The organism is Pseudanabaena minima str. Chao 2107, from assembly GCF_051131155.1.
GTDB lineage: Bacteria > Cyanobacteriota > Cyanobacteriia > Pseudanabaenales > Pseudanabaenaceae > Pseudanabaena > Pseudanabaena minima.
Genome location: NZ_CP159508.1, coordinates 1956584 through 1971681, shown reverse-complemented (window position 1 = coordinate 1971681; position 15098 = coordinate 1956584). Strand labels below are relative to the sequence as shown.

The 15098-nt window shown below is 43.0% G+C and carries 14 protein-coding genes and 7 tRNA genes; 4 read left to right on the top strand and 17 right to left on the bottom strand.

Going from position 1 to position 15098, the window contains the following annotated elements; genetic code table 11:
• The first annotated feature begins 315 nt into the window (after positions 1-315).
• Positions 316-1554, top strand: a complete 1239-nt coding sequence (locus ABM313_RS08710) for a Zn-dependent hydrolase (protein ID WP_434687315.1) — start codon at positions 316-318, stop codon at positions 1552-1554.
• A gap of 367 nt (positions 1555-1921) precedes the next feature.
• On the opposite strand, the gene ABM313_RS08705 is transcribed toward ABM313_RS08710, so the two are convergent.
• The 12 genes from ABM313_RS08705 to ABM313_RS08650 all read right to left on the bottom strand — a co-directional run bounded on the left by ABM313_RS08705 (position 1922) and on the right by ABM313_RS08650 (position 6576).
• A complete protein-coding gene (locus ABM313_RS08705; RefSeq protein ID WP_434687313.1) occupies positions 1922-3142 on the bottom strand; it encodes a DUF4336 domain-containing protein in 1221 nt (406 codons plus the stop codon).
• Positions 3143-3333: 191 nt separating this feature from the next.
• Positions 3334-3405 (bottom strand) — tRNA-Arg (locus ABM313_RS08700).
• A 95-nt stretch (positions 3406-3500) separates the two neighbouring features.
• Positions 3501-3971 (bottom strand): hypothetical protein, encoded by a 471-nt coding sequence (locus tag ABM313_RS08695; RefSeq protein ID WP_434687312.1) that lies wholly within the window; start codon positions 3969-3971, stop codon positions 3501-3503.
• Positions 3972-4121: 150 nt separating this feature from the next.
• Positions 4122-4194: transfer RNA gene (locus ABM313_RS08690), tRNA-Thr, on the bottom strand.
• Between the two features lie 51 nt (positions 4195-4245).
• Positions 4246-4322 (bottom strand) — tRNA-Met (locus ABM313_RS08685).
• Between the two features lie 73 nt (positions 4323-4395).
• Positions 4396-4467: transfer RNA gene (locus tag ABM313_RS08680), tRNA-Pro, on the bottom strand.
• A 41-nt stretch (positions 4468-4508) separates the two neighbouring features.
• A tRNA-Leu gene (locus ABM313_RS08675) sits at positions 4509-4581 on the bottom strand.
• A gap of 11 nt (positions 4582-4592) precedes the next feature.
• Positions 4593-4665, bottom strand: a tRNA-Asn gene (locus tag ABM313_RS08670).
• A gap of 49 nt (positions 4666-4714) precedes the next feature.
• Positions 4715-4788 (bottom strand) — tRNA-Phe (locus ABM313_RS08665).
• A gap of 300 nt (positions 4789-5088) precedes the next feature.
• Positions 5089-5571 carry an alr0857 family protein gene (locus ABM313_RS08660; protein ID WP_434687311.1) on the bottom strand — a complete coding sequence of 161 codons (483 nt, stop codon included), beginning with the start codon at positions 5569-5571 and terminating at the stop codon, positions 5089-5091.
• Positions 5564-6094 carry an HNH endonuclease gene (locus ABM313_RS08655; RefSeq protein WP_434687309.1) on the bottom strand — a complete coding sequence of 177 codons (531 nt, stop codon included), beginning with the start codon at positions 6092-6094 and terminating at the stop codon, positions 5564-5566. The genes ABM313_RS08660 and ABM313_RS08655 overlap by 8 nt, the downstream gene beginning before the upstream one ends.
• A gap of 170 nt (positions 6095-6264) precedes the next feature.
• Entirely contained in the window at positions 6265-6576 is a 312-nt protein-coding gene (locus tag ABM313_RS08650; RefSeq protein WP_434687308.1) for a hypothetical protein, read from the bottom strand.
• Positions 6577-6667: 91 nt separating this feature from the next.
• On the opposite strand from ABM313_RS08650, the gene ABM313_RS08645 reads away from it, so the two are divergent.
• Complete coding sequence (locus ABM313_RS08645; protein ID WP_434687306.1) at positions 6668-7003, top strand: hypothetical protein; 336 nt, start codon at positions 6668-6670, stop codon at positions 7001-7003.
• A 34-nt stretch (positions 7004-7037) separates the two neighbouring features.
• Here ABM313_RS08645 and ABM313_RS08640 read toward each other — a convergent pair whose 3' ends face one another.
• The 4 genes from ABM313_RS08640 to apcB all read right to left on the bottom strand — a co-directional run bounded on the left by ABM313_RS08640 (position 7038) and on the right by apcB (position 10233).
• Complete coding sequence (locus ABM313_RS08640) at positions 7038-7472, bottom strand: HD domain-containing protein (protein ID WP_434687304.1); 435 nt, start codon at positions 7470-7472, stop codon at positions 7038-7040.
• Positions 7459-8367: a response regulator gene (locus ABM313_RS08635; RefSeq protein WP_434687302.1), complete on the bottom strand. Its 909-nt coding sequence runs from the start codon at positions 8365-8367 to the stop codon at positions 7459-7461. Before ABM313_RS08635 ends, ABM313_RS08640 begins: the two co-directional genes overlap by 14 nt.
• Positions 8368-8537: 170 nt before the next feature.
• Positions 8538-9617 (bottom strand): class II fructose-bisphosphate aldolase, encoded by a 1080-nt coding sequence (fba, locus tag ABM313_RS08630; RefSeq protein ID WP_434687301.1) that lies wholly within the window; start codon positions 9615-9617, stop codon positions 8538-8540.
• A gap of 118 nt (positions 9618-9735) precedes the next feature.
• Positions 9736-10233, bottom strand: a complete 498-nt coding sequence (gene apcB, locus ABM313_RS08625) for an allophycocyanin subunit beta (protein ID WP_434687299.1) — start codon at positions 10231-10233, stop codon at positions 9736-9738.
• A gap of 454 nt (positions 10234-10687) precedes the next feature.
• Here apcB and ABM313_RS08620 point away from each other — a divergent pair, with 454 nt between their 5' ends.
• Positions 10688-11899, top strand: a complete 1212-nt coding sequence (locus ABM313_RS08620) for an FIST signal transduction protein (protein ID WP_434687297.1) — start codon at positions 10688-10690, stop codon at positions 11897-11899.
• A gap of 284 nt (positions 11900-12183) precedes the next feature.
• Positions 12184-13041 carry a class I SAM-dependent methyltransferase gene (locus tag ABM313_RS08615; RefSeq protein WP_434687295.1) on the top strand — a complete coding sequence of 286 codons (858 nt, stop codon included), beginning with the start codon at positions 12184-12186 and terminating at the stop codon, positions 13039-13041.
• A 52-nt stretch (positions 13042-13093) separates the two neighbouring features.
• Here ABM313_RS08615 and dxs read toward each other — a convergent pair whose 3' ends face one another.
• On the bottom strand, positions 13094-15013 hold the full coding sequence (dxs, locus tag ABM313_RS08610) for a 1-deoxy-D-xylulose-5-phosphate synthase (protein ID WP_434687294.1): 1920 nt from the start codon (positions 15011-15013) through the stop codon (positions 13094-13096).
• Positions 15014-15098: the final 85 nt, after the last annotated feature.

The following is a 15098-nucleotide window of genomic DNA, read 5'->3' as shown; positions in this document are numbered from 1 at the left end:
TATTTAGTTTGGCTTAAAGTTTGATTTACAGCAATGACTATGACATGACGATTATTGTCTATACAGACAAAGGTCTTACAACCATTGTTCCGAAATTTTTAAAATACAGCGATCGCTATTTAGCTAAGCTCCAAAATCTAACAGGGCGCAACGATACTGCGTATCGCAACTCGCTTCTAGTTTTTTGGCTAAAACCATACTTTAAATACATTCGGTTGCTAGAAATTAAGACATGTATTAATCATAAGTATGTGTATACAGTATATTGTATTCATAGACTAGTACTTAATATATCTTCAAGGAATAATCTGAGACATGATAGCGCTACTCCCCAAACTAGCGATCAACTGCGATCGCCTTGCTCGCAGTATTGCTGGGCTTGCAGAAATTGGCAAATTGCCCAACGGTGGGGTATGTCGGCTTGCTTTTTCAAAAGAGGATATTCAAGCTCGCGCATTAGTGACATCTTGGATGCAAGAAGCTGGAATGTCAGTGCGTAGTGACGCAGTTGGGAACATTATTGGTACTTATTCTGGAACAGAATCAAAAGCAGCTTTGGCGACAGGCTCTCACATCGATACCGTACCCATTGGAGGACGCTACGACGGGTGCTTGGGCGTTTTGGCGGGAATCGAAGTGGCGCGAGTGTTACAGGAAAATCAGGTGCGGTTGCGTCATCCCTTTGAGGTAATAGTTTTTTCTGATGAAGAAAATAGTGTGATTGGTTGTAAAGCGATCGCAGGCAATGCACCTAACGATCCTGAACGTTACCGCCGCAAAGATGGCACTTCAATTCAAGATTGCTTAAAAAATGTTGGTGGTGATTGGGAAAAGCTGCATACCGCTAAACGCGATCGCCATGAGATCGCCGCTTTTATTGAACTCCATGTGGAGCAGGGTGGTGTGCTTGAAGCACTAGACAAACAAATTGGTGTGGTGACAGGGATTGTCGGTCAATATCGATTCATGGTGAAAATTATTGGTCGCCCAAATCATGCAGGGACAACACCGATGCATATGCGAAAAGATGCTCTTGTTGCTGCTTCGCAACTCGTACTCGCCATCAATCGTCTCGGTGTAGAAACGGAAGGTGAACAAGTTGCAACAGTGGGACATCTGACAGTGTCGCCTAATGCTACTAATGTCGTGCCTGCGCGAGTGGATATGAGTATCGATTTGCGTGACCTCTCCGAAGAAAATCTTCTATATTTAATCGCACAGATCGAAAAAGAATGTGAGGCGATCGCGCGAAGCACGGGAACAGAAATCAGCATTGAGCAGAAACTTCATGTGCTGCCAACTCCAGCTAAACCTGAACTAATGGAAGCGATCGCTAATGTTTGTCAAGAGCTCAAACTTAGTTATGACTATCTACCTAGCCGAGCAGGGCATGATGCACAAGAGATTGGTCGTTTTACGGATATGGCGATGATTTTTGTGCCGAGTCGTGATGGTATTAGCCATTCTCAGGATGAATATACTTCTCCTGAACAATGCGCTCAAGGAGCGAATGTTCTATTACATACTATTTTAGCGATCGATAAAACGATGTAAATTAACATCAATTCGACGAAAGCAAAATGTGGTAAGAATCACTAAGAGATTCTTACCACTTTCAGATATTTGCGGCGTGCTTCGCACGCCACAAATATCTATATCGAACTCACGTTAAATTACAGCATTTTGCTCTTTCTTAAGAATCAAAAGAAAATTTGCAGCAAAACTTATTGGTTTATCCTTCAGATGCTATGCCATTCCAATACTTGAAAGCTATAACATAGAGATAGTTTCATATATATTGCATGTATATATTTAGTAATGGAAATAGTGTCAGCCCTAAATAGCCAAACTTTGAAACGTGAAATCAAAAGAGTTGTATATTTCTTGCAAGGAATTGACGATCCAAGACGCGAATCTATTTTTAAATTTTGTCCTTAGCTTCAAAAATAATTCGATTGCCTTGCAAAATGTTATTGATTTGATTGAGAACAGCAAAATCTTCTTCAGGCAAGTTTGGAGTATGTGATAGTTTTGGATTCTTTTCTAAAAAGCTAAATGCTCGGCGAAAATCAGTAGGAGTTGCTGCGATCGCATTATCAAAATGGCAAGGAACAATCCGCACAAAATTCCAACTAGCAACCTTATCAGCCCATGCAAGTACCGTTTGCGGATCGCGATTAAGAATGAGTGTCTGCAAAATTGGCGCGACGAAAATACGTCCATTGCCGCGTAGAGCCTCAAAGGATTGATGCCAGTTATATTTCCAGCGAAAGGGATATAAACCGAACAAGGCTTTGCGCGATCGCTCTGGGGCTTTGGTAATATCCAATAAAGCTTGAAAAAAGGAAACAGTTTCCAAAACTTGGGGACGGAAATAGAATAGAAATAGAGCCGTTCTTTGCCAACCGCGAATCCGATTCACTTCTGTATCGACAATGGGTTCATCCGCACTATCTCTAGCATGAAATAGTAATGGATAGGGATCGATTTGTAATATTTCTGGTGGCTTTTCGGGAACAGAAACAATTGTATCCGTAACTAAAAGAGTTTGCGATCGCTTGTCCAATAGTGCTACTTCTGCAAATTTTCCTAAGCCCAGTTCGATCGAACCTAGAACTGCATATTCAAACTGATCGGCAAAGGGAACCTTTGAGCTATCCTCAGGTAACAGTGATGTGCGTCCCCAAGGTAAACCCAACCAACTGAGAGGCAAATTAAATGGGAAGCTCCATTGATGGGGTGAGACATAAACGTGAGCATTGGGAAACTGCCGTGCAAAGGGTCCCACAAATACCTTATGCTCAATTCCTGATACCGTGGGCAAAATGATGTATTTGACTTCGCCATGCTCGGCAACCAGTTCATTTACGAGGCGAATACATTCGGGAGTCGGAGCAACGGGGGCATATACCAACAGTCCTCCAGCCGACAGCTTCACAACTGTCATTCTGATCGGGACTACTACATAAAAAATCCCCTGAATCTGCTCAAAAGTCCAGATGGCATCCTTGACAATTTCTTTGCGAAGAGTGCGTCTTTGACCATAGGGATAAAGCGGCACAACCTGCCAAAATTTCCACGACCAGTCCTTTGGGCTACTTGGCTCATGCTCAGACTTGTGATGTGTTGCTTGGGCAGTCATTAACCTCGCTCTCAGTACGCATACTATTTACAGTGCAAATATCATAATGCGATCGCTATCACCAATCAAATTTTCATTAAATAATCGCATGTTTTGCGTGAGCTGTAAGTAAATTGGTTTAATAACCCAAAAGAAGCTGATTTGCTCGCTTCGCGGGCAAATCAGCTTCTTTTGGATTTTAGTTGTCAAAACAGGAATGGTAGGACTCGAACCTACACAGATCGATTTAGAAGATCGATGCCCCTCCATTAGGCGACATTCCCAAAATATAGCGGTTTTCATTTTGCTTACAGCAAAATGAAAACCCATCCTCCTTTACAAACAAATAAACAGAGTGAGTGCAAAGCACTCACTCTGTTTATTTGGATCGCTTTGCTTCGCATAGCAGTCCTGTTTCAGGATGAACATAAAATTCGTCATACCTTCTGCCAAAACAGCCATCGCCAAGGTAGCGAGGTTGATATGGCTTACGACAGGGCTTGCCATCGACAATTTCGACATAGCGTTCCACATAATGCCAGAGATGCGTAACCACATGCTGTCCAGTCACAGTTCTTTGGTCTAGGCGATCGCATAGTTTGCTATACACCAAATCCCAAGGTTGACCAACATGCGATCGTAAAAATCGCCGTAATGGAGCCAGATGATCGGAGAAATATTTGGTTTTCTGTCTCACTTTGATTAAGTAGGGACTGAGTAAACCATCTTCGCTAGCCACAAGGGTTAAACGCTCGAGTTTCTTGCGCTCACCTTTTAATCTACGAGAGCTTTGTCTCATGCCACCACGCGGACGTTCGATCACAATTTCTTCTAGGCGATGTTCGCTCATAATCTCAAATATCTAATAATGGAATTCTGAAAGCTGATAATGAAGTAAAAAAATTTCAAGAAATCTGGTGAGTAAAAATGCAACATGATCGTTCTCCTAAATTAGTTAGGTAAAGGAAGTCTCCGTAGGAGACTTCCTTTACAGTTTTTAAGCTGATGACAGGAATTGAACCTGTAACATTCTGTTTACAAGACAGATGCTCTGCCAGTTGAGCTACACCAGCAAAAGTATTTTGAGATTAAGCGTGCAAAGCACGCTTAATCTCAGTGATATTTGGTTGCAGAGGCAGGAGTTGAACCTGCCGATTTTGAGGTTATGAGTCTCAAGAGCCTCCCTTGCTCCATCCCTGCATAGCTTTTCCAATTAAAGAAAAAAATTGCTTTGCAATTTTTTTCTTTAATTGCGCTCAGCGCTCAGCGCTGTATCCAAGTGATAGGGATTGAACCTATGACCTTCTGCTCCCAAAGCAGCCGCGCTACCTCTGCGCCACACCTGGAAAAGATAATAAAAGCATTGGTATGCAATGCTTTTATTCAATACTCCTGAGAGGATTTGAACCTCCAACGCTTCGGTTCTAAGCCGAACGCCTCTTCCATTGGGCTACAGGAGCAAAAATACCAACTGCCTTGGTAGGGATTGAACCTACGACCTCTCGCTTAACAGGCGATCGCTACTACCACTGAGCTACAAGGCAACGCTGATAGTTCAAAAAAATTTGCTTAGCAAATTTTTTTGAACTAAAACCCCTCAGGTCAGAATTGAACTGACGACCTCCTGTTCTTCAAACAGGCGCTACTACCAACTGAGCTACCAAGGGAAGATTGAGGTATGAATTTCTTGCTGCTCGTACAGCAGGGCAACCACGGGGGGTTGCCCCTACCTGAATAATTTAAATTTTTGGTAGGGGCTGTGCCTCCGTGCCAGCCCCGATCCTTCAACATCGCAGGAATTCCTTCCACGTAACATCAGTTATCTAATGCAAATATTCAATTTTCAAGGTGCAGAAGCTTTTGTAATCGCTTTGTAGTATATTTGTATTATACATACTACATGATTGTCAAGGGGTCTCTCAAAATGTTTTTAATTTTCTAGAAAGGAAGCGCCAAGCGCTTCCTTTCTAGAAGTTTGCGAATGTTAAAGCGGACTCGCTGAGTTTCCAGAGCTTATGCAAATAGAACTCAACGCGATCGCCTAAAGCCGTAACGAGAGTCCCTTCTTCAGCACAGAGATCATTAGCGATCCAAGTACCACTAAAGCAAACCTCAACATAGCGATCGTCAACCTTATCCACACTCAGCTTGCTCGCGATCTGATCGGACATGACAGACTTTAGTAATAACAAATCCACAACATCCGCAGTCAACAGAAATGCGGCGCGACTGGATTCGATATGGATCGATGAGCCAGAACGCAAACTGAGCAACATCCGATTGGTGACGAATTCCTCTAGGGAGATATCCAATCGCTCCAAGTGCAATCCAGCTTCGGTATAAGTGAGTTTTAACATGGTGATTGATGCTCCAGAATATATCAATCTAAGTAGGATGGCGATTTTCAAGTTGCCGTAGGTAACTTGAAAATCGCGAGAATCGCTATCCACTGTTTATTTCTTGCGATCGCCAGAATTGTTCCGCAAAAGCAACGGTGGGATGAACGGGTGCTTTCGGCTTAGTCCTCAAAGTCATATTTGCTTCCTGAGGAGTGCGATTGCCCTTGCGTTGATTGCAGGATTCGCAAGCAATGACAACGTTTTCCCAAGTATTCAAACCACCCTTAGAGCGAGGAATGACGTGATCGATCGTCAGTTTTTTGGTGCTACCGCAATATTGGCAAGTGTGATTGTCACGGCGCAGGATTTCTCTACGGGCAACGGGTGGAACTCGCCAAAATCGTTCTGATTTTGTTAGCGTCAGACGGATATGTTCTGGCACTTGCAGGACGAGTCTGGGGGAAACAACTTGCCATGTTTGTTGGCTCATGAGTTCCAAGGGTTCGGCACGACCTGTTACTAGCAAAGCGATCGCCCGTTTGATATTGATACGGCTCACAGGCAGATAGTTTTGCGAAAAAACGACTACCGATTGCCTCAATACATCTGGTTCATACTGGTTAATAAGCTGCATTGGCTTCTCCTCACGATATTGCTGGTTTCATATCGCCGTAGGCGATATGAAACCTTATCCTTGCGATTTTTTATTTTCTAATGAGTATGAACTCATTAGAAAACCGTAAAAAAATGCCCCCGCTTTCTTAGGGTTGAAAGCGGGGGCGAAAGACTTATATTGTCTAATCGTTATGTGGGTACGGCAACCTGCCGATACCTCCCGCTTGGGCATGTCTCTGGATTAATTGCACTAATAAATCTGCTAACGCTGGTGAGAGCATCTCTCCGCGAGCCTTGTTTGGTTGAATGTTCGGGGGATTCTAAGTTCCCGCGATCGCCCAAAATATTGCAAGAAATATCACCATAAATATCGCCACAAATCCCGATCGCATCTCTGTCCGAAATGGTCATTGCAAAGCCAGATATTGCCAAGAAATTGGCTCGCTGCCAAACTTGGTGATATCCGATCTGATGCTGACCGATGGACAAATAGAATTTCATGGGAATGTACTTGGAATTTCTTAGATAGTCATACTACACTTGTAGTATAAACATAGATATCGAACTTTGTAAACTAACTAGGAGAAAAATTATGCAGACACTACACCAAATGCCTGCGACCACAGACATGGAAGTTACCAGCATTCGCCTAGAGCGGGAACTAAAGGAAAAGCTCAAAGAATTGGCGGGCGGGCAAGGCTATCAGGCTCTAATCCGTGGTGTTCTCTGGGATTACATTGATCAGAGGCAATCCTCACCGATACAAAAGCGGATTTCCCTAGAACAAATTCGCGCCAGTGTCACCGCAACGGCTCAGCGAGATGAATCTTGCGCTCTCACTGGTAAATCAATCCGATCGCAAGAATCGATGTTTTTAGGCTTAACCACCAATGGCGATTGGGTTCCCCTAAGCGTGGGCAGTTTCTAAGTACTAAAAAAAGATGCGCTTCGCGCATCTTTTTTTAGTTAGTAGTTAATTCTTGGAGCACTTTTTGATATTTCTCTAAACGCTGAAAATCCTTTTCTGTGGGATTGGCAATCCGACTGATATCCATATTGTGTGTCAGATCCGCAATCTTGACTTTACGGGCGATCTCATTAGACTTCACCCGCAAAATGTAATCTTCATACGGCTCACCATCCAGTTTGGTAATAGCAGCGATCGCATCGGTAATAAATTCAGGAAAACCTTGCTTGACTAAATCCTCAATTTTTAGATCAGAATCCTCGATCGCATCATGCAAAACTGCCACAATTTTGCTTTCGAGCGTATCCATCTGCGCCATCACCGTCAATGGATGTGAGATGTAGGGCTTTCCCGCTTTATCCAGTTGTCCTGCATGGGCTTGATTGGCAATCGCGATCGCTAAAGCCAGAAGAGTTTCAAAATCTTTCATAATAACGAATACAAGTTAGGGCAAGTGCTACTTCATCAGCACATTTCTGAATTACCACAACATCATCAAGGCTCAAAGCATTTGCCTTGCGCCAACGCATCGCCAATATCCCCAAAATCTGTTCACGGAAAGTAATTGTGATCGCCAAATTAGTTTTGCATGGTTGATCTAGATCAGCTTGCTGATTTGGAGATAGAGAAATTTGTGACTTTTTCTCTGCGATCGCCATCTGTACTAAAGGATCAGTTGCCAGATCCCAAAGATAATCACCACATATAGCTTGAGTATCGATTAAAGCGTCTTGCTCAACCAACTGTAAGATCACCCCATCTGCACCAAAATTTTGCCAAAATGCATCAGCTAGAGGCAGCATACATCCAGATATCTGTTTCGATGTTTGGGCGATCGCTACAATTACTGACAGCAGAGCATTTTGAGCCTGAGATCTGCTTAACTCATCAGAACGTTGCTTCAGTAAATCATAGCTATGGGTCGCCTGTGACACAACCAACTTAAGTTGGTCTGGCTCCCAAGGCTTCGTAATATATTTATGCACCTGACCAGAATTGATCGCATCGATCAGATCCTTAATATCTGTATATCCTGTAAGCACGATTCGCATCGTATCAGGAAAATCAGAAACAGTGCGGCTGAGAAACTCAGTTCCATTCATTTCAGGCATTCGCTGATCAGATATGATAGCAGCCATCTCCCCTTCGCTTTCCAGAATTTCCAACGCCCTGATTCCACTATCCGCTCGAAACACCGTAAATTCCCTGCGAAAGGTACGGTATAGCAAATCAAGGTTATCTTGCTCATCATCTACGACCAAAAGCTTTGGCTTTTTGGGATTTGTTTTATTTGGTTCAGCAATAGAAAACAAAGAAGAAGTCATGAGCAAAAGTAGGTCAAATACCGACTGTAAGTATAGCAATGCTATCAAAATATAAGGGGCGCAATGCGCCCCTTATATTTTTGTATTTTGTGTCAAAAAGCCTCGTTTGCTACCTAAGGATTGTTGCTGTGTAGCTTAGCTTCATCGCAACAATTCTTGGATTTTAATATTTAAGCTTTAACAACTTGACGGCTAACTTGGGTCAATTCGCCTTTAGCGTACTTAGCAGCAAACTCATCAAGACCAACTTGCTTGATCTTGCTAGCTTGACCAGCAGCTTCAAATTGGATATAGCGATCGGCACATACTTTTTGCATGTACTTGATCGATGGCTTGAGGAAGTGGCGAGGATCAAACTCTTTAGGATTCTTGAACAATGCTTCGCGTACAGCAGCAGTAATTGCAAGACGACAATCGGTGTCAATATTGACCTTACGTACACCACACTTGATGCCCTTTTGAATTTCTTCAACAGGTACACCGTAGGTTTCAGGAATTGCACCGCCAAACTCATTAATCATAGCAAGCAAATCTTCAGGAACTGAAGAAGAGCCATGCATGACAAGGTGAGTATTAGGCAAGCGGTTGTGAATTTCTTCGATACGGCTAATGGCAAGGATTTCACCAGTAGGCTTGCGAGTAAACTTATAAGCACCGTGGCTAGTACCGATCGCTACTGCAAGAGCATCAACTTGAGTACGCTCAACGAAGTCAGCAGCTTCATCAGGGTCGGTCAAAAGTTGCGAATGATCCAATGCTCCTTCAAAACCATGTCCATCTTCAGCTTCACCCTTACCAGTTTCCAGTGAACCCAAACAACCTAGTTCACCTTCAACGCTAGCACCGATCGCATGAGCAACCTTTACAACTTCCGCAGTTACAGCAACGTTGTAGTCATAGCTAGCAGGAGTTTTAGCATCAGCTTCCAGTGAGCCATCCATCATCACACTGGTAAAGCCATTTTTGATTGCAGAGTAGCAAGTAGAAGGCGCATTACCGTGATCTTGGTGCATCACGATAGGGAGATGAGGGTAAGTTTCAGCAGCAGCCAAAATTAAGTGACGTAAGAAATTTTCGCCTGCATAATTGCGTGCGCCACGAGAAGCTTGTAAGATCACAGGGCTGTTGGTCTCATTAGCAGCCTGCATGATCGACTGGATTTGCTCCATGTTGTTTACATTAAATGCAGGGATGCCATATCCGTTTTCAGCTGCATGATCGAGCAGCAGGCGCATTGGTACTAAAGCCATATTTAAATTCTCTCCTAGACTAAATCGAGCTTGTTTCGATTATTAACAATCTTAAATCATTTTGAAGAATTATATCTAACTAAAAAAGGGCGCATCGCGCCCTTTTTTAGTTGGATGGTTAGATATTTTTTTCGCTAAGTTCGCGAGTCATATAGTCAAAAGGTGCTGCAAGCCAATCAGCATTTTCACCCACTAAATCAAAAACCAGTTGCTTGAGGATCTGAATACCTTGGACAGTTGGTCCAATGGGTACACCCAGAGAGCTATAAGTATCACGCAAGCCTTGTAATACTCTTTCATCAAGAACATCATTGTTGCCTGCGACTAGAGCATAGGAAGCATAGCGCAAATAATAATCTAAATCACGCAAGCAAGCCGCAAAACGACGAGTTGTGTAAGCGTTACCACCTGGACGGATTAAATCAGGGACTTCTTCAAATAACTGAGATCCAGCCTTACGGACAAGTGAAGCTGCGTTTGCTGTGATTGCCGCAGAAGCAGCTAAGCGGGCTGTGCCAGTTGCAAAATAGGATTTGAGGGTATCCATGGCATCGCGGTCAAAGTATTTACCAGTTGCATCATAAGAACCGATCAGGCTGGTAATTGCATCCTGCATGTTGTTTTCTCCGTTAATTTGTCTTTAATAAATGTATCGGTAACGTATTTGTAAAGTTTGTAAACTATATATAACTTAAACTTGGCAACCTATCCTTTGGACAGTTACCGAAATTATTTTACTGTGCTTTCAGCGCCTTACCAAGTCTTACTCTATATAAATGCTATATAAATGCCATATTGGGCGTTCTTTACGCTTGTTAGGACATAAAACCTAATGAAGAAGAAGCGGTGCAAAGTGCTGCGTCTTCTTTACTTAGATTTTGATTTTTCAGCGATCGCACTATAGAAAAAGTCGGAAGTAGGTCGCTGCGATGTAAGCTTAGATACTATGCTTAGATATTAAGCTCAAAAAAAGCTCAAATACAAAGATTAAATCTTGGGGTTTTTCTAAAACCCTTGCAAGCAATTTATAAAGAAATGTCTGGAAGTAAAGTTGATGTAGGGCTAGGTCTATGAAGTGGGTTACTAGTCTTTCGACAAAAATATCTTTGGAAGCTGCGGTACAGGATCTGTCACAGCAAGTATTTGCTTTACTTGGCGATCGATCGCTTGATTTAGGCTTTTTGTTTGTTTCCACTGCTTTTGCCAGTGACTATCCGCGTTTGTTACCGTTGCTAGCGGAAAAATTGCCGATCCAAAAACTAATTGGCTGTTCTGGTGGGGGAATTGTCGGCAATGGTCAGGAGTTTGAAGATAAACCTGCGATCGCCTTGCTAGTCGGTCACTTACCGAATGCTGAGGCAAAAGTATTTCACCTTGATGACCATCTGTTGCCAGATCTTGATAGTCCACCTGATCGTTGGGAAAAGTTAACGGATGTTGACCCCGCAGTTTCACCTAGCTTTGTGTTAGTGGGTGATCCATTTTCATTTCCGATTAATGACTTAATTCAAGGGCTAGATTTCGCCTATCCTAATGCTGTCAAAGTTGGGGGCTTGGCAAGTAGTGGTGGTATGGGTGCAAATGCACTGTTCTGCTTCCATGAAGAAGGGATATATAAGCTTTACCGCACGGGTTTGTTAGGTGTAGCCCTATGGGGAGATGTGACTATCGATCCTGTAGTCGCGCAGGGCTGCCGTCCCATTGGCAAAATCTTGCAGGTTTCTGAATGTGAACGCAATTTAATTTTGGGACTAGAGGGCAAGCCGCCTCTAAGCCTATTACAAGATACTGTGGGCGATTTAAACCCAAGCGATCGCGAATTGGCTCAGCATTCACTATTTATTGGTGTGGTGATGAATGAGTTTAAGGCAAATCCATCACAGGGGGATTTCTTGATTCGCAATATTATTGGTGTTGATCCTCGATCTGGAGCGATCGCTGTTGGAGATCGAATGCGTCCTGGACAGAGAATCCAACTACATTTACGCGATGGCAAAGCTTCGGCTGAAGATTTAGAAGAAGCTTTGATAAATTACACCAATCAGTTGAGTTTAGAGGCTCCTAATATTTCTCCTACCGCAGCTTTAATGTTTTCTTGCATGGGGCGTGGCGAGAGGCTATATGACAAACCAAACTTTGACTCTGAGATTCTGCAAAAGCATCTTGGGTTAATTCCATTTGGTGGTTTTTTCTGCTCTGGTGAAATTGGTCCCGTAGGAGGCACGACATTCCTACATGGTTATACTTCAGTGTTTGGCATTCTGAGACCCAAAAATAAGTGATGTAATTTCGATATAGCAATTAGCGGCGTGCAAAGCATTATGCAAATTGCTATATCGAAATTATACCAAAACACAAAATGGCGTAGCCATTTTGTGTTTTTAAAACCCTTATTGGGTTTGGTTTTCAATTCACAAAAGTGTTGCCACACTTTCGTGAATTGGTATTACGTTAATTTTGTTTGAAAGAAAATTGTGATAAAACCAAAAATTGAGATTAGCTCTGGTACAATCACTCTAAAATTTCCACTACTTCTCCATAGTTTTTAAGGTACAGGATCAGAAGTATGCAGCTAATCAATGTAAAAAAATTACGTTCAATCAAGTTTATTACTAGCCTATATAATCTTCTATTCAAACCATTAAAAGCAGAAAAGGGAGACTACGATTATCTAAGATGGAATGGATTGATTGACTTAATGTGGAAAATGGGTGGAGGGGCAACTCGTGCATTCTTAACCAAAAAATTTCTCAGCAGTTCGCCACACTATCTCTATCCCAAAAATAAGTTCTATTTTCTTCCAGGAGAATACGAGGAATTGCTCTCTCAACTTCGTCTTTCCCGTGCTGAGATCGCTAATGATGTTTTAGCTAAACTGATTAAACCTGATGACGAGGTACTAGAATTTGGTTGTGGGCATGGCTTGATTGTTGGCGCAGTGGGTAAGTTTTGTAAACGCGCAGTTGGCGTAGATGTCAGTCAAGCGATCATCAGAGTTGCGGAAGAACTTAATCGTGATGTCAAAAATGTTTCATATATTAGAAGCTCAGGACTAGACTTAAAAACCATTCCTGATCAGTCATTAACTTTTGTTTATTCGATTGAATGTATCCAGCATATTGAGAAAGTACATGCTGTAACCTTCTTTCATGAATTTTACCGTATCCTCAAACCAAATGGCAGAGCGCTAATTCAGTTTCCAGACTTGACTCGCTCAGAAGAACTTGATGCATGGATGGAAGGAACTTGGAAAATACAGTCAGAGCGTCCTTATTCTGAACTAACCATGATGAGAATACGCTACTACACACCCGAAGAAATCAAAATATTGCTAACTCGTATTGGTTTTAGCGATGTAGTTTTTCTAGACCACAATCTCAATCCCGTAGAACGTTCTTCTGTATACTTTTTAGCAACTCGCTAAACCCCAAAATAAAAAGGCGGCGCATTGCGCCGCCTTTTTATTCCATTTTTATTTAACTGCTAATGGCAGGTTGTTTATTGAAAGCAAATTGATTGAGAATGCGATCGCAAATTTGACCGCTAGACATACCAAGGGAATTAAAGGACTGCTCTGGAGAAGCATGTTCCACGAGAATATCGGGAACCCCAATGCGGTAAACAGGAGCTAGTACATTCGCATCATTTAAAGCTTCTAAAACTGCACTACCAAATCCACCCATCAGGCAACCTTCTTCAAGGGTGACCACCTTACCGATTTTTTGAACAAGAGGTAGAATTAGCTCGGTATCTAGGGGTTTTGCAAATCTGGCATTAACGACAGTGGCACTAATACCATGCTCATTCAAGAGTTCTGCAACCTGTAGCGAGGGATAGACCATTGAGCCATAGGCGAGTAACAAAACGTCCTTGCCTTCGCGCAAGACTTCAGCTTTGCCGATTGGTAATGGCTCGATATCCTCATCTTGCAATGGTGCGCCTACACCGTTACCACGAGGATAACGCATGGCGATCGCGCCATTATGAGTTAAACCAGTGACAATCATGTTCTGCATTTCGGCTTCATCCTTAGGAGCCATTAGCACCATGTTTGGAATGCAGCGTAGGTAGGCGATGTCATACATACCTTGATGAGTAGGTCCATCGGCTCCGACAATCCCTGCGCGATCGAGACAGAAGAAGACAGGCAGATTTTGAATACAGACATCATGGATAATCTGGTCAAAGCCACGTTGGAGGAAGGTGGAATAAATTGCGGCAACGGGACGCATTCCTTCGCAAGCCATACCTGCTGCAACGGTGATCGCGTGTTGCTCAGCAATGCCGACATCGATAAATTGATTGGGTAAAGCAGCTTGGAATTTGTCTAAGCCCGTACCTGTGGACATGGCGGCGGTAATGGCAACGATGCGCTTGTCATGCTCGGCAAGTTTAATTAGTGTATCGGCAAAAACCTTGGAGTAGCTGGGAGGCTTAGGCTTGCTAGAGGTAGAAGGCTTGGCTTTGCCTGTGGCAAGGTCAAAGGAGTTTTGGGCATGGTAGCCAACACGATCAGCTTCCGCATAGCTGTAACCCTTGCCCTTAGTGGTACTAACGTGAACCATGACAGGACCTGAGAGCGTATGTGCCATCTTGAAGGTGTCGATCAGTTCCTTGAGATTGTGACCATCGACTGGACCAATGTAAGTAAAGCCAAGTTCTTCAAATACGGCTCCGACTTTGTTTTGTACCATTGTCACAATCTTGAGATTGTCCTTAATTCTTTCAATCTCAGGGCTGATTTGTTCGCCAACAAAGGGGATGTTGCGGATTTGTCCCTCTAAATTGTTGGTGATAAATTTCATCGGTGGGCTGAGGCGCATTTTATTCAGGTACTTAGGAATTGCGCCCACGTTAGGGGAAATCGACATTTCATTGTCATTGAGGACAACTAATAAATTAGTTTTGGGAAGATGCCCTGCGTGGTTGATGGCTTCAAGCGCCATGCCACCTGTCAAGGAGCCATCACCAATGATCGCTACAGTTTTGTAATTATCGCCTTGTAAATCACGGGCGATCGCCATACCCAGTGCTGCGGAAATACTGGTCGATGCGTGACCAGCACCGAAGTGATCAAATTCACTTTCGCGACGGTTGAGGTAGCCTGCAATCCCATCCTTTTGACGCAAGGTATGGAAATTTTTGTAGCGTCCTGTGATCAATTTATGGGGATAGGCTTGATGCCCCACATCCCACACAACTTTATCACGATCTAAATCTAGAGTTTGATATAAAGCGAGAGTTAGTTCGACTACGCCTAGCCCAGGTCCTAGATGTCCACCTGTGGCAGCGATCGTTTCTAAATGTTTTTGCCGAATTTCCTTTGCTATAGACTCCAATTGCGAGATCGTTAGACCATGCAACTGGTTAGGGTGGGTAATTTCACTTAACCGCATATATACTTATTTTTATAAAATGGCTTCCTATTAGTGTAACTGAAGCGCACCCCACAAACGTTCATCGCGATCGCAGTTCTTAAAA